Here is a 13,468-nt window from a genome sequence, read left to right as displayed (position 1 = left end):
CGGGACTCGATCCCAAGGACACAAATTGCCGATCATGACCATTTCCAATTCCGTGCCGATCACTCCGGAACTCATTGCCGCGCACGGGCTGAAGCCCGACGAGTACCAACGCATCCTCGACCTGGTCGGGCGCGAGCCGAGCTTTACCGAACTCGGTATTTTTTCCGCGATGTGGAACGAGCATTGTTCCTACAAATCCTCGAAAAAATGGCTTCGTACGCTGCCGACCACCGGGCCGCAAGTCATCCAGGGCCCGGGCGAGAATGCCGGCGTGGTCGACATCGGCGACGGCGACTGCGTCGTCTTCAAGATGGAGAGCCATAACCATCCCTCCTATATCGAGCCTTATCAGGGAGCGGCGACCGGCGTCGGCGGCATCCTGCGCGATGTCTTCACCATGGGCGCGCGGCCGATCGCGGCGATGAACGCGCTGCGCTTCGGTGCGCCGGATCATCCCAAAACCAGGCACCTCGTTGCCGGCGTCGTTTCCGGCGTCGGTGGCTATGGCAATTCCTTCGGCGTGCCGACGGTCGGCGGCGAGGTCAATTTCGACGCCCGCTACAATGGCAATATCCTGGTCAATGCGTTTGCCGCGGGCCTCGCGAAGACGGACGCAATCTTTTTGTCCGAGGCCAAGGGCGTCGGCCTGCCGGTCGTCTATCTCGGCGCCAAGACCGGTCGCGACGGCGTCGGCGGCGCCACCATGGCCTCGGCCGAATTCGACGACAAGATCGACGAGAAGCGGCCCACGGTCCAGGTTGGCGATCCCTTCACCGAAAAATGCCTGCTCGAAGCCTGCCTCGAACTGATGGCGTCCGGCGCCGTTATTGCCATCCAGGACATGGGTGCCGCTGGTCTCACCTGCTCGGCGGTCGAAATGGGCGCCAAGGGCGACCTCGGCATTGAGCTCGATCTCGACAAGGTGCCGGTGCGTGAAGAGCGCATGAGCGCTTATGAGATGATGCTTTCGGAGAGCCAGGAGCGCATGCTGATGGTGCTGCGCCCCGAAAAGGAAAAACAGGCCGAGGCGATCTTCCACAAATGGGGCCTCGACTTTGCCATCGTCGGCAAGACCACCGACGATCTGCGCTTCCGCGTGCTGCACCAGGGCGACGAGGTCGCCAACCTGCCGATCAAGGATCTCGGCGACCAGGCGCCGGAATATGACCGTCCCTGGGTCGAGCCGAAGAAGCCGGCGCCATTGGGCGCCGGCGATGCACCGCAAACCGATGTGGCCGAGGCTTTGCTGAAGCTGCTTGGCGGGCCGGACCTGTCCTCGCGCCGCTGGGTGTGGGAGCAGTACGACACGCTGATCCAAGGCAATTCGTTGCAGCTTCCCGGCGGCGATGCCGGCGTCGTGCGGATCGACGGTCATCCGACCAAGGCGCTCGCCTTCTCCTCCGACGTGACGCCGCGCTATTGCGAGGCCGACCCCTACGAGGGAGGCAAGCAGGCGGTGGCCGAATGCTGGCGCAATCTTACCGCCACCGGTGCCTTGCCGCTCGCGGCCACCGACAACCTTAATTTCGGCAATCCGGAACGGCCGGAGATCATGGGTCAGTTGGTCGGCGCGGTGAAAGGTATTGGCGATGCCTGCAGGGCGCTGGGCTTCCCGATCGTCTCCGGCAACGTCTCGCTCTACAATGAGACCAACGGCCAAGGCATACTGCCGACACCAACCATCGGCGGCGTCGGGCTGATTGCCGATTGGTCGAAAATGGTGCGGATCGGCTTTGCCGCCGAAGGCCAGATGATCGTGCTGGTCGGCGCACCGACCATGTGGGGCACGCATCTTGGCCAATCGGTCTATATGCGCGACATCCATGGCCGTGCCGACGGCCCGCCGCCGCCCGTCGATCTCGATCACGAAAAGCGCGTCGGTGACCATGTGCGGGCGCTGATTGCGTCGGGCGTCGTTACCGCGGCGCATGACGTTTCCGATGGTGGCATCGCGGTGGCGCTGGCCGAGATGGCGATGGCCTCCGGCATTGGCGCGACCATTCCAGGCCTGGTCGGCACAGATCCGATCCCGGTCTGGTTCGGCGAGGATCAGGGCCGCTATCTGCTGACGCTGTCGATCGATCCGCAGAGCGAAGCGTGGGACGCCATTCGCGAACAGCAAAGCAAGCTCGGCATCTTCGCACCGTGGATCGGCTCGACCGGCGGCAGCGACCTGAAGCTGGGCGAGGCGCGTGCGATACCGGTCAGTGAATTGACCGCTGCCCACGAATCCTGGTTCCCTCGCTTCATGGCAAATGAGGTCGTGGACCCGTGATGTGATCGAGTGGAGCCGTTTCACTGTGGTTCATCCGCCGTTTCGACCATATCTATGAGTTCACGACCTGAACAAGGAATCCTCGCATGGCAATGGACGCCCACGACATCGAACGGCTGATCAAGGAAGGCATTCCGGACGCCAAGGTGACGATTCGCGACCTGGCCGGCGATGGCGACCATTATGCGGCGGAGGTGGTGGCCGAAAGTTTTCGCGGCAAAAGCCGCGTCCAGCAGCACCAGATGGTCTATGACGCGCTGAAGGGCAACATGGGCGGCGTGCTGCACGCGCTTGCCCTGCAGACCAGCGTGCCGGACTAAACTCCCGTCCAGTTACCGGCTCGCAAGCGCCTTGCCGGTCACGGCAATGATCGGCCCGGCCGGATAGTTTCCACCAACAATCATCCGCTCGCCATTCGACAGCGCCGAAACGACCCCGTCGAAGAAAAGCGCATTGGGGCAAGTGAGCGCATCTCGAAACAGCCGTGCGAAGCTGCCGAGGCTGACTTGAGAGCGCGAGATCGCCAGCACGACGGTGTTTTCGTCACGCACGCCGACGCCGTTGCGGATATAGCGCGATGTGCCGTTCTGCTCGAATCGAGGATGAAGCCGTCCGTCGATCACCAGCATCGGGCCGGATTGCGTTGCGACCATCACGTCCGGCCTGGCCGCGGCATAGGCACTTGTCTCCATGACCGCCGCCTTGCCGTCCTTGCGGACCACGAATACGCCATTCGGTTTCAGGAAGAAATTGCCTTCGCTGTCGGCGACGTTGAGCGGCGCCTTCTCCCGGCCGTCTTCGACGAGAAGGCCGACTGGGGTCAGATCTTGGTGATACATGCCGGCGTTCATGGCGAGCAGCACCGGCCGGCCCTGATCCGCCATCGCCTTGTCGAATTTGTCCAGGGAACCGAAGGCCTTGCCGTCGAGGCCTACGTGGAACACACCGATGTCATAGCGGCGCAGATCGATTTCGCAGACGACGTAGGCGGCCGCCTCGAAGCTCGCGTCGCGGCACGGCGCCGGCAATTCACCGCCGACGACGAGGGGTGGCTGTCTCGGCGACCTGGCCCACCAAATCAAGGCCAGTGCGGCGAGCAGAACGGCGAGGAGGAACCCGGCGAGATATCGTCTTTTCATCGCGCCTCGGGAAAGATGGTGGCCAACGGCTTGGCACAAGATCAGACGTTCCTTTGCGCCATTTGCATGGCAAGGCGGCAAACATCTTGTTTCGCGCAACCCATGGGTTTATTTGAAGGGTAATGTTCGAGCCTGACTCCCACAGGCATGAAAGGGTATTCCATGAGCGGCATCAACGACTACATCGACAATGAAGTGAAGGGCAACGACGTTGTTCTCTTCATGAAAGGCACGCCCGGCTTCCCGCAATGCGGATTTTCCGGTCAGGTCGTGCAGATCCTCGACTATATCGGCGCCGACTATAAGGGTGTCGACGTGCTGACGTCGGCCGAGCTACGGCAAGGCATCAAGGACTATTCCAACTGGCCGACCATCCCGCAGCTCTACGTCAAGGGCGAATTCGTCGGCGGCTGCGACATCATCCGCGAGATGTTCCAGGCGGGCGAATTGCAGACCTTCCTCGTCGAAAAGGGCGTCAGCGTCAAAGGCGCCGCCTGACTTCTGTTTTGCGTATGGCTCTCCGAAGATCGACTGCGATTGTCGGGGTCATGCGCTTAGCGCCGGGGCACCTTGGCAAAAAGTTGTGCCCGCTATCGGGGCAATGAACGAATGGATGCGTCGGCACGCCGGCGCATTTTCGTTTGAAGATCGGACTGGCCGTGGATCAGCAAGCACAAGCGCAGCAAAAGGCAAGCACCTTGCCTATTCCGCGCTGGGAATTCATCGCGCTATGCGCGGCGCTGATGGCGCTCAATTCGCTGGCCATCGACATCATGTTGCCGGCGCTGCAGCAGATCGGCGCCTCGCTCGGCGTCGAAAATGAAAACCACCGGCAATATGTGATCACCGCCTACATACTGGGCTTCGGCGGTGGGCAACTGTTCTTCGGGCCCGTCTCGGACCGCTTCGGGCGCCGCGCTCCGCTGGTTGCCGGGCTGGTGATCTATGTTGCGGCGGCGGGCGCTGCTGCAGTCGCCCCGTCATTCGCCACGCTTCTGCTATGCCGGGCCGTGCAAGGCATCGGCGCGGCGGCGACGCGCGTCATTGCCGTCTCGATCGTGCGCGATACGTTCGACGGAAGGCGCATGGCCGAAGTCATGTCCTTGATCTTCATGGTGTTCATGGCAATTCCGGTGGTGGCACCCGGTATCGGCCAATTCATCATGCTGTTTGCGACCTGGCACGTGATCTTCGTCACCATGGCGGCCGGCGCGCTGATCGTGTCCGCCTGGTCGCTGTTGCGCCTGCCCGAGACACTACATCCAGAATATCGCCGGCCGCTGACGCTGTCCTCCATCATCGGCGGCTTCCGCATCGTTCTCACCAACCGCATCGCGCTCTGCTACGCCTTCGCCAGCACCTTCATCTTCGGCGCCATGTTCGGCTTCATCGCCTCGGCCCAGCAGATCTATGTCAGCGTGTTCGATGTCGGCGAGATGTTCCCGGTCATCTTCGCGGGGGTTGCCGGCGTGCTTGCTTTTTCGAACTATCTCAACTCGCGCCTCGTCGGCCGCATCGGCATGCGCCGTCTGTCGCAAAGCGCGCTGCTGCTGTTTCTGGCCATCAGCCTTGCCTGGCTGGTCGTTTCCATCGAAATGAAGATGCCGCTTTGGCTCTTCATTACTTTCTTTGCCTGCGCCATGGTACCGTTCGGCGCGCTCGGCGCGAACTTCAACGCGCTCGCCATGGAGCCGCTCGGTCACCTGGCCGGCACCGCCTCGTCGATTCTCGGGTTCATGCAGACATTTCTTGGCGGCATCCTCGGCACGCTGATCGGCCAGGCCTTCAACGGTACGGTGACGCCGCTGGCCGCCGGGTTCTGCAGCGTGTCGGTGGCGGCGCTGCTGATGATTCTCATCGCCGAGCGCGGCAGGCTGTTCCAGCCGCAAAACCCGCCGGTCTAGTTTTACGCGCTAGCGGGTAAAACTATTCCGCCCAGAGCTCGCGGCGCAGCTCCCGCCAGCTTTCCCTGTCCGGCGCGACCAGCAGGCCACCTCCGAGATGTGACGGCAGATAGGCGCTGCCGTCGAAGCGCGCGGCATAACCGCCGGCCTCGGCATGGATCAGCACGCCGGCCAGATGGTCCCACGGCATCAGCTTGTTGTAGACGACGAAATGGCCGTGGCCGCTGGCCAGCAGGCGATATTCGTGGGCTGCGCAGCGATAGTTGAACTGCGACAGCGACTTGGTCTGATTGCGCGCCAGGCGTGAGCGGTCCGGCTCGGGTAGATAGTGCCACGAGACCGCTCCAGTCATTTCCGATATCGGCGCCGGTTTGGCGACATGGACTTTTTCGAAATTGCCATGCGCGTGCCGAATATGACTGCCGGCGCCGCTGACGCCGACCAGCCAGTCCTTGCCGACGGGATCGTGGATGATGCCGGCGACCGTCTCGCCCTTGACCACGACGCCAAGCATGACGCCGAACAGCGGCACGCCGGAGGCGAAGTTGAAGGTGCCGTCGACCGGGTCGACGACGAAGGCGAGTTCGGCATCGCCGAGACCGTCGAGCAGCGTCGGGTCGTCGGAGCAGGCCTCCTCGCCGACGATCATCGCCTTGGGATAACGCTGAAGCAGCCTGGCGGTGATGAGCCGCTCGGCATTCACGTCGGCCTCGGTCACAAGATCGGCGGCCGAGGTCTTGCGACGCACGTCGCCCTCACTCAACCGGCGAAAGCGCGGCATGATCTCGGCGACGGCAGCGTCCGACAGAAGGTCGGCAAGCCAGTCGATCGCGCTGTCGTCAAATGTCATGGGGACCGTCTTGCTTTGCGTTAAGAGCATCGTTGAGGGCGGCGAAATCGAACAGCGTCCTGTCGAGCAGATGCGAGCGCCGCACATTAGCCATGGCACGGATCATGGTGTCCTTGCGGCCGGGCATGCGCTTCTCGATGTCGTCGAGCATCGCTTTCATGGCGTTGCGCTGCAGGCCTTCCTGGCTACCGCACAGATCGCACGGAATGATCGGGAATTTCATGGCGCCGGCGAATTTCTCGAGATCGGCTTCCGCACAATAGGCGAGCGGCCGCAGCACCATGACGTCGCCTTCGTCGTTGAGCAGCTTCGGCGGCATGGCGGCGAGGCGTCCGCCATGGAACAGGTTCATGAAGAATGTTTCCAGAATGTCTTCGCGGTGATGGCCGAGCACCAGCGCCGAGCAGCCCTCCTCGCGGGCAATGCGATAGAGATGGCCGCGCCGCAGCCGCGAACACAGCGAGCAATAGGTGCTGCCCTCGGCCAGCTTGTCGATGACCACAGAATAGGTGTCCTGATATTCGATGCGATGCGGAATGGCATGGCTGTCGAGATAGTCGGGCAATATGTGCTTGGGAAAGTTCGGCTGGCCCTGGTCGAGATTGCAGGCCAACAGCTCGATCGGCAGCAGCCCGCGCCATTTGAGATCGAGCAGCACGGCAAGCAGGCCGTAGGAATCCTTGCCGCCCGACAGAGCGACCAGCCAGCGGTCGCCGGGCCTCACCATTGAGAAATCGTCGATCGCCTGGCGGGCAAGCCGCAGCAGCCGCTTGCGCAGCTTGTTGAACTCGACGGAGGACGGCACATCGGCAAACAGCGGATGAAAGCCGCCTTCGGCGTCGGCGACCGGTTCGAGCGTTTCGGCGTCTGGCTGCATGTTCACGGCGCGTCGGCCCTAAAGTCCTGTTGCCGCCCGCAGTAGCGCATCGAACCGAAAATCGAAATCGATTTCGGAATCACGCCGCGAAAAAGGAACGAAAAAGTAAGGCCGCCCCGATAGGGCGGCCTTCGCTTGTATCGCGTACGAACGCGCCGATCAGCGCGAATAGAATTCGACGACCAGATTCGGTTCCATCTGCACGGCAAACGGAACGTCGGCCAGGCCGGGGATGCGCGTGAAGGCGGCGGTCATCTTGTTGTGGTCGGCCTCGATGTAATCGGGCACGTCGCGCTCGGCCAGGCCCACCGATTCCAGCACGATGACCAGCTGCTTCGACTTCTCGCGCACTTCGATGACGTCGCCCGGCTTGCAGCGGTACGAGCCGATGTTGACGCGCTTGCCGTTGACGTTGACGTGGCCGTGATTGACGAACTGGCGCGCCGCAAAGATGGTCGGTACGAACTTGGCGCGGTAGACGACTGCGTCGAGGCGCGATTCGAGCAGGCCGATCAGGTTCTCCGAGGTGTCGCCCTTGCGGCGGTCCGCCTCTTCATAGACCTTGCGGAACTGCTTTTCCGAAACGTCGCCATAGTGGCCCTTCAGCTTCTGCTTGGCGCGCAGCTGCAGGCCGAAATCGGAAAGCTTGCCCTTGCGGCGCTGGCCATGCTGGCCGGGGCCGTATTCACGCTTGTTGACCGGGGACTTCGGGCGGCCCCAGATGTTTTCGCCAAGACGGCGGTCGATCTTGTACTTCGCGGATTCGCGCTTGCTCATCGCATTCCCTTTCAAAACAACACACCCGGAACCTCATGGTCCGGGTGAAGGAAACGCGCCCTCCTCTGGCCCCCGTTTTCGAGACCTGACAGGGTTTTCCACGCAACGCGACGGAAAACCCACGGGACACGTCATTTCAAACAGGACATCAGGAAATTAAAACCGGCTTCCAAACGTCTTGCACACATAAAGAAAACCACCGGGCATTGCGGCCCGGTGTTGGTGGGCTGGTTAAACGGAGATTTAACCGCTGTCAAGCTTCCGGCTGGCGCGAATCGCCGAACCGGATAGTGTTGCGGTTGTAGAACGTGCCGGATGTGGCGGGAGGTTGCGCCAGCGGCATCAGGAAGGGACTGAAGTCAGAGGAGCTGGAATTCGCATGAAGAAGTTCTTCCTTACGTTGGTAGGAGCCGCGGTGATGGCCGGCACGATGGCGGTCGCGCCCGAGCCGGCGCAGGCCCGGCATTGGCACGGCCACAGGCATCACCAGGTCTGCCGCATCGTGGTCAAGAAGAAGGTGGTGTGGCGGCACGGTCATCGCAAGGTCATCCGCTACAAAGTGCGGCGCTGCGGTTGGGGATGGAACTGGTAATTTTCGCCCTCGCCCGTTGAGACTTCAGGGCCCGCGGCTCAGCCGCGGGCTTTTTATCGACCGGCATCCGCCGCCAGAATGGTCAGTCGATCAGTGTTTCGATTTCTTTTCCGGCAGGCCCTTGCGCTTGGTCTCGGCGAATTCCTCGAGCTGTTTTTCGCTCATGGATTTATACATTCCCTTCGACGCGCCTTTGAGCTCGCTCTTCTTGGTCTCGCCACGCTTGGCGGACAGTGCAGCACCGGCGGCTTTCTGCTGGGCTTTCGAGGTGGCTGGCATGATCGTTTCTCCTGTTCCTCAATGAGAAAAGAACGCATCGCCCTGGGCTGATGTTCCCGGAGCACCAAAGTGCCTGGGGTCAGGATACCGCCAGGCCAAATCCCTGCATCAGCCGGCGCGTCGGAAAATCGGCCTCGTTCGAGGTGAAGACGGCAAAATCGGCGCCTTCCGGCAGTACCTCTCTGCGATAACGGGCCTCGGTATCGGCGAGCAGCGACAGCGCGCGGCGTGCGATCGCCTCGGCCGGGTCGAGCCAGTCGACCGGCCAAGGTGCTGTCTTGCGCATGCGGTTGGCCAAAAACGGATAATGGGTGCAGGCAAGCACGACGATGTCGGTGCGTAACCCGTCATGCTCGACGAAGCACGGCGCGATCTCGGCGCGCACGGCGTCCTCGTCGACAAAACCATCGCGCATATAGGCTTCGGCCAATCCCGCCAGCTTGTCGCTGCCGACCAGGCGGACATGGCATTTCTGCGCCCATTTGCTGATCAGGTCGCGCGTGTACTGGCGCTTGACGGTGCCGGGCGTCGCCAGCACCGAAACTAGGCCTGAGCGCGTGCGTTCCGCCGCTGGCTTGATGGCCGGCACGGTGCCGACGAAAGGGTGGCCGGGAAACCTCTCGCGCAACGCATCGATGACCAGCGTCGAGGCGGTGTTGCAGGCGATGACCGAAATAGCCGGCGAAAACCGTTCGAGCAGCCTGGCGAACAACTCTAGGATGTGTGTTCTCAGCGCCGGCTCCTCCCAGGCGCCGAAGGGGAACGCCGCGTCGTCGGCGACATAGATGAAGCGGCGGTCAGGCATCAGGACGCGCGCCTCACGCAGCACAGTGAGGCCGCCAATGCCGGAATCGAACATCAGGATCGGACGGGCGCTCGATGGACTGGTCATTATCATTGAGTCACTAAGGGCTGGGAATCACAAACGAGATCACGAGAGAAGGTTCGGCCCATGCTTTTTGCTTCGGCCAATGATGCTTTATCCCGGCCGCTTCTATCTGGAACCATCATGGCCTTGATGCGGCGAGACGGTCACACCAGGCCCCGCTTGCCAAAGCCGCCGGCCCGCGGCCGGCCGTTCGCCGGAGATGCAGGGTGGTTCGACGGCACCGGTGCGGCCCGCATGGCATAGGCCGGAGCCAGGGCCGCCACGCCGGCGGCCGACTCTGAATGGGGCGCCGCGGCGCCGCGCAGCGGCCCGGGCGGGTCGAAATCGTCGAAACTCAGGGATGACGCCATATCCGAAGAGCTACCGCCCGCCGGCTTGGCCGCCAAGATGACCGCCCACAGCCCGACGAGAGCTAATCCCAGCAGGTTAAGGCCGGAATGCGACTCGTCGCCGTCGAGCTTTACGACAAGAACAGTGCCGGCCTGCAGAATCGCAAACAGGGTCGAGAACACGATATACGACCAAAGGATCCAACCGGACCCTTGCGCATCGCGGCTTCGACGCCAGGCGAAATTCGCGCGGAACAGAACAATCACCAGCGAGGCGACGAGAACGGCCGCGGCCAGCCCTTCCCTGGAAGGTCCGGGCTTCGAATTGGCCAAACCCTCGATGCCGATGGTCAGCACGACGCACAGCACAAAGGTCACGATTTCCGCAACCAGCAAGGCCGCCGAATAGAAGAAAAAGCGAGGACGACCGATATCCGAGCTAAACATCCGAGGATCCATCGTTTTCCAGACAATGGATCACATCAAATAACATTCGGTTACTGGTGAGATATGGGTAACTCGAAGGCTAGTCTTTGTCCTTCGCCTTTCCGGCGCGTGCCGCGGCCGCCGGGAGCCGCCTTGGATCGTCGCCGGGCGATCCGTCGCCGCGTGGCATGGCCGGCGAGAACCTGTCCAGCGATGATATAATACCGCGTAGCACCTTGAGCTCCGGCTCGGCAAAACCGGGGCGGGTCAGCACTGCGCGCAAATTGTCGACCATCTTCGGCTTCTTCGGTGCCGGGCGGAAATAGCCGCGCGCCTCCAGTGCACCTTCCAGATACGCAAACAGGGCGTGCAATTCTTCCTTGGCAGCTGGCGGCATTTCGGGACCGGAGAAGTTGGTCCTGGTCTCGTCTTCCAGGCCGGACTTCATCCATTCATAGGACATCAGCAGGGCCGCCTGGGCGATGTTGAGCGAGGAGAAGGCTGGATCGACGGGGAAGGTGACGATCTCGTCGGCAAGGCCGACCTCGTCATTATAGAGGCCGAAGCGCTCGCGGCCGAACAGGATGCCGGTGCGCTGGCCGGCCCGCTGCCGCGCGCGCAGCGCCCTGCCCGCCTCGACCGGGCCGCGCACCGGTTTGAAATTGTCGCGCGCGCGCGCCGTGGTGGCGAAGACGAAGTTCAAGTCGGCGACTGCCGAGCCCAGGTCGTCGAACACCTCGACGGCATCGATGACATGGTCGGCGCGGCTTGCCGCGGCACGCGCCTTCTCGCTCGGCCAGCCGTCACGCGGATTGACGAGGCGCAGTTCGGCAAGGCCGAAATTGGCCATGGCGCGTGCAACCATGCCGATATTCTCGCCGAGCTGTGGCTCGACCAGGATGATCGCCGGACCGGACGCAGGCGTTCCGGTGGCAAGAGGGTTATCGGGATCCTGAGTGGCGGTCATGGCTGTCAATGAACTGCTGTTTGCGGCATTTCGCAGTCCCTGCCACATTTGGCGGCGAAAATGAAGCTTTCGCAAAGAATGCCGGCACTACGGCGCGGTTCGCCGTTTGCGCGGCCAAAAAGCCTTTGATATACGGGCCGCATCCCAGGGCCGGCAGCCGTGCGGGCAAGGCCGTTCCGTTCCCCAAAAGCGAGGCATTCTTTCCATGGCGAAGATCAAGGTGGCGAACCCGGTCGTCGAACTCGACGGCGACGAGATGACCCGCATCATCTGGCAGTTCATCAAGGACAAGCTGATCCACCCTTATCTCGACCTCAAGCTCGAATATTACGATCTCGGTATCGAGCACCGCGACGCCACCAACGACCAGGTGACCATCGATTCGGCCAATGCCATCAAGAAATACGGCGTCGGCGTGAAATGCGCGACGATCACGCCCGACGAGCAGCGCGTCGAGGAATTCAAGCTGAAGAAGATGTGGAAGTCGCCGAACGGCACCATCCGCAACATCCTCGGCGGCACCATCTTTCGCGAGCCGATCATCTTGAAGAACGTGCCGCGGCTGGTGCCCGGCTGGACCAAGCCGATCATTGTCGGCCGCCACGCCTTCGGCGACCAGTATCGCGCCACCGACTTCCGCTTTCCCGGCAAGGGCAAGCTGACGATCAAGTTCGTCGGCGAGGACGGCCAGGTGATCGAGCACGACGTCTTCGACGCACCCGGCGCCGGTGTCGCCATGGCCATGTACAATCTCGACGAGTCGATCCGCGAATTCGCCCGCGCCTCGCTGAATTACGGCCTGCTGCGCAATTACCCCGTCTACCTGTCGACCAAGAACACCATCCTCAAGGCCTATGACGGCCGCTTCAAGGATATCTTCCAGGAGGTCTACGAGGCGGAGTTCGAAGCCGAGTTCAAGGCCAAGAAACTCTGGTACGAGCACCGGCTGATCGACGACATGGTGGCCTCCAGCCTGAAATGGTCGGGCGGCTATGTCTGGGCTTGCAAGAATTATGATGGCGACGTGCAGTCGGACACGGTGGCGCAAGGCTTCGGCTCGCTCGGCCTGATGACCTCGGTGCTGATGACGCCGGACGGCAAGACCGTCGAGGCGGAGGCCGCGCACGGCACCGTCACCCGCCACTATCGCCAGCACCAGAAGGGCGAGGAGACCTCGACCAATTCGATCGCCTCGATCTTCGCCTGGACGCGCGGCCTCGCGCACCGCGCCAAGCTCGACGACAATGCCGAACTGAAGCGCTTTGCCGAGACGCTGGAAAGGGTCTGCATCCAGACGGTCGAGTCCGGCTTCATGACCAAGGACCTGTCGCTGCTGATCGGCCCTGACCAGCCGTGGCTTTCGACCACCGGCTTCCTCGACAAGATCGACGAGAATTTGCAGAAGGCGATGGCCTGAGCCTGCGACATGGGCAAGCCCGTCGTCTACGGCGCGGACTACAGCGTCTATGTGCGCATCGTGCGGCTGGTGCTCGAGGAAAAGGGCGTCGGCTACGAGCTGGTTCCCGTCGACATCTTTGCGGCGGACGGCATTCCCGGCTGGTACTTCGAGCACCAGCCGTTCGGCCGCATCCCAGCCTTCGAGCATGACGGCTTTCGCCTCTACGAGACCGGCGCGATTGCCCGTTATGTCGACGAAGCCTTTGACGGCCCGGCGCTGCAACCGGTCGAAGCCCGGCCTCGAGCACGCATGAACCAGATCACCGGCCTGCTCGACGCCTACGCCTACAGGGCCATGGTCTGGGATGTCGCCGTCGAGCGGCTGGAAAAAACGCCGCCCGACGAAGCCGTGATCGCCAACGGGTTGCGGCAGGCGAGAACGACGCTGCAGGCACTCTCTTCGCTGAAAGCCGAGGGGCCTTGGCTATTGGGGACGGACCTGACGCTGGCCGACCTGCACGCCGCGCCAATCATCGGCTATTTCGTCAAGGTCGCCGAGGGGCGAAAACTGCTGGCGGAGTTTGCCGATATCCAGGATTGGTATGCGCGCATCGCGGCGCGTGCGGGTTTTGCGAAGATCGAAAAGGCAGAGTGAGGAGACAAGCGTTCGGCAATAGGCCTTCTGGTGATTAGCGAAAGCCGAAGTGACATCCAATCTCCCCCCTTGCGGGGGAGATGTCCGGCAGGACAGAGGGGGGTGTGAAGG

General features: G+C 62.4%; 15 protein-coding genes. 7 read left to right on the top strand and 8 right to left on the bottom strand.

From position 1 onward, the window contains the following. Positions 1-34 precede the first annotated feature (34 nt). Together purL and NKG95_RS15325 are read left to right on the top strand one after the other, a co-directional pair. The gene (gene purL, locus NKG95_RS15330; protein ID WP_353041339.1) at positions 35-2,275 is read left to right on the top strand and encodes a phosphoribosylformylglycinamidine synthase subunit PurL; all 2,241 of its coding nucleotides are present in this window, start codon (positions 35-37) and stop codon (positions 2,273-2,275) included. An 86-nt stretch (positions 2,276-2,361) separates the two neighbouring features. After that, positions 2,362-2,595, top strand: a complete 234-nt coding sequence (locus tag NKG95_RS15325; RefSeq protein WP_023674714.1) for a BolA/IbaG family iron-sulfur metabolism protein — start codon at positions 2,362-2,364, stop codon at positions 2,593-2,595. Between the two features lie 12 nt (positions 2,596-2,607). Here the strand turns inward: NKG95_RS15325 and NKG95_RS15320 are convergent, their stop codons facing one another. Then, positions 2,608-3,414: a phosphodiester glycosidase family protein gene (locus NKG95_RS15320; protein WP_352845035.1), complete on the bottom strand. Its 807-nt coding sequence runs from the start codon at positions 3,412-3,414 to the stop codon at positions 2,608-2,610. 162 nt (positions 3,415-3,576) lie between these two features. Here NKG95_RS15320 and grxD point away from each other — a divergent pair, with 162 nt between their 5' ends. Both grxD and NKG95_RS15310 read left to right on the top strand, forming a co-directional pair. Next, positions 3,577-3,912: a Grx4 family monothiol glutaredoxin gene (gene grxD, locus NKG95_RS15315; protein ID WP_023674712.1), complete on the top strand. Its 336-nt coding sequence runs from the start codon at positions 3,577-3,579 to the stop codon at positions 3,910-3,912. Positions 3,913-4,118: 206 nt separating this feature from the next. Continuing rightward, positions 4,119-5,318, top strand: coding sequence for a multidrug effflux MFS transporter (locus tag NKG95_RS15310; protein ID WP_031193515.1), 1,200 nt, complete (start codon positions 4,119-4,121; stop codon positions 5,316-5,318). Positions 5,319-5,340: 22 nt separating this feature from the next. Here the strand turns inward: NKG95_RS15310 and NKG95_RS15305 are convergent, their stop codons facing one another. The 3 genes from NKG95_RS15305 to rpsD form a co-directional block, all read right to left on the bottom strand. After that, on the bottom strand, positions 5,341-6,168 hold the full coding sequence (locus NKG95_RS15305; RefSeq protein WP_353041337.1) for an inositol monophosphatase family protein: 828 nt from the start codon (positions 6,166-6,168) through the stop codon (positions 5,341-5,343). Continuing rightward, positions 6,158-7,051 carry a tRNA 2-thiocytidine(32) synthetase TtcA gene (gene ttcA / locus NKG95_RS15300; RefSeq protein ID WP_352641108.1) on the bottom strand — a complete coding sequence of 298 codons (894 nt, stop codon included), beginning with the start codon at positions 7,049-7,051 and terminating at the stop codon, positions 6,158-6,160. Before ttcA ends, NKG95_RS15305 begins: the two co-directional genes overlap by 11 nt. Positions 7,052-7,204: 153 nt before the next feature. After that, entirely contained in the window at positions 7,205-7,822 is a 618-nt protein-coding gene (gene rpsD / locus NKG95_RS15295) for a 30S ribosomal protein S4 (RefSeq protein WP_023717376.1), read from the bottom strand. A gap of 379 nt (positions 7,823-8,201) precedes the next feature. On the opposite strand from rpsD, the gene NKG95_RS15290 reads away from it, so the two are divergent. Next, positions 8,202-8,414, top strand: coding sequence for a hypothetical protein (locus NKG95_RS15290; RefSeq protein WP_023674706.1), 213 nt, complete (start codon positions 8,202-8,204; stop codon positions 8,412-8,414). Positions 8,415-8,504: 90 nt separating this feature from the next. Here the strand turns inward: NKG95_RS15290 and NKG95_RS15285 are convergent, their stop codons facing one another. The 4 genes from NKG95_RS15285 to NKG95_RS15270 all read right to left on the bottom strand — a co-directional run bounded on the left by NKG95_RS15285 (position 8,505) and on the right by NKG95_RS15270 (position 11,304). After that, positions 8,505-8,693, bottom strand: coding sequence for a DUF3008 family protein (locus tag NKG95_RS15285; RefSeq protein ID WP_023717374.1), 189 nt, complete (start codon positions 8,691-8,693; stop codon positions 8,505-8,507). 79 nt (positions 8,694-8,772) lie between these two features. Continuing rightward, positions 8,773-9,585: a glutamate racemase gene (murI, locus tag NKG95_RS15280; protein WP_023717373.1), complete on the bottom strand. Its 813-nt coding sequence runs from the start codon at positions 9,583-9,585 to the stop codon at positions 8,773-8,775. Positions 9,586-9,725: 140 nt separating this feature from the next. Beyond that, positions 9,726-10,370 carry a DUF805 domain-containing protein gene (locus NKG95_RS15275; protein ID WP_353041336.1) on the bottom strand — a complete coding sequence of 215 codons (645 nt, stop codon included), beginning with the start codon at positions 10,368-10,370 and terminating at the stop codon, positions 9,726-9,728. A gap of 67 nt (positions 10,371-10,437) precedes the next feature. Beyond that, on the bottom strand, positions 10,438-11,304 hold the full coding sequence (locus tag NKG95_RS15270; RefSeq protein ID WP_353041334.1) for an RNA methyltransferase: 867 nt from the start codon (positions 11,302-11,304) through the stop codon (positions 10,438-10,440). Positions 11,305-11,509: 205 nt separating this feature from the next. Between NKG95_RS15270 and NKG95_RS15265 the strand changes: the two genes are divergently transcribed. Together NKG95_RS15265 and NKG95_RS15260 are read left to right on the top strand one after the other, a co-directional pair. Next, the gene (locus tag NKG95_RS15265) at positions 11,510-12,721 is read left to right on the top strand and encodes an NADP-dependent isocitrate dehydrogenase (protein WP_353041333.1); all 1,212 of its coding nucleotides are present in this window, start codon (positions 11,510-11,512) and stop codon (positions 12,719-12,721) included. A gap of 9 nt (positions 12,722-12,730) precedes the next feature. Next, entirely contained in the window at positions 12,731-13,357 is a 627-nt protein-coding gene (locus tag NKG95_RS15260) for a glutathione S-transferase family protein (RefSeq protein WP_353041331.1), read from the top strand. Positions 13,358-13,468: the final 111 nt, after the last annotated feature.

It is taken from the genome of Mesorhizobium sp. M1423 (assembly GCF_040317575.1).
GTDB lineage: Bacteria > Pseudomonadota > Alphaproteobacteria > Rhizobiales > Rhizobiaceae > Mesorhizobium.
The sequence above is the reverse complement of the archived record's forward strand: the minus strand, read 5'-3'. Positions and strand labels throughout refer to the sequence as shown.

Excerpts from the sequence above, each read along its gene's own strand:
- murI (WP_023717373.1), bottom strand. The coding sequence starts at position 9,585 with ATGACCAGTCCATCGAGCGCCCGTCCGATCCTGATGTTCGATTCCGGC.
- NKG95_RS15290 (WP_023674706.1), top strand. The coding sequence starts at position 8,202 with ATGAAGAAGTTCTTCCTTACGTTGGTAGGAGCCGCGGTGATGGCCGGC.
- NKG95_RS15260 (WP_353041331.1), top strand. The coding sequence starts at position 12,731 with ATGGGCAAGCCCGTCGTCTACGGCGCGGACTACAGCGTCTATGTGCGC.
- grxD (WP_023674712.1), top strand. The coding sequence starts at position 3,577 with ATGAGCGGCATCAACGACTACATCGACAATGAAGTGAAGGGCAACGAC.
- NKG95_RS15275 (WP_353041336.1), bottom strand. The coding sequence starts at position 10,370 with ATGGATCCTCGGATGTTTAGCTCGGATATCGGTCGTCCTCGCTTTTTC.
- NKG95_RS15285 (WP_023717374.1), bottom strand. The coding sequence starts at position 8,693 with ATGCCAGCCACCTCGAAAGCCCAGCAGAAAGCCGCCGGTGCTGCACTG.
- purL (WP_353041339.1), top strand. The coding sequence starts at position 35 with ATGACCATTTCCAATTCCGTGCCGATCACTCCGGAACTCATTGCCGCG.
- NKG95_RS15270 (WP_353041334.1), bottom strand. The coding sequence starts at position 11,304 with ATGACCGCCACTCAGGATCCCGATAACCCTCTTGCCACCGGAACGCCT.
- NKG95_RS15265 (WP_353041333.1), top strand. The coding sequence starts at position 11,510 with ATGGCGAAGATCAAGGTGGCGAACCCGGTCGTCGAACTCGACGGCGAC.
- NKG95_RS15305 (WP_353041337.1), bottom strand. The coding sequence starts at position 6,168 with ATGACATTTGACGACAGCGCGATCGACTGGCTTGCCGACCTTCTGTCG.
- NKG95_RS15325 (WP_023674714.1), top strand. The coding sequence starts at position 2,362 with ATGGCAATGGACGCCCACGACATCGAACGGCTGATCAAGGAAGGCATT.
- rpsD (WP_023717376.1), bottom strand. The coding sequence starts at position 7,822 with ATGAGCAAGCGCGAATCCGCGAAGTACAAGATCGACCGCCGTCTTGGC.
- NKG95_RS15320 (WP_352845035.1), bottom strand. The coding sequence starts at position 3,414 with ATGAAAAGACGATATCTCGCCGGGTTCCTCCTCGCCGTTCTGCTCGCC.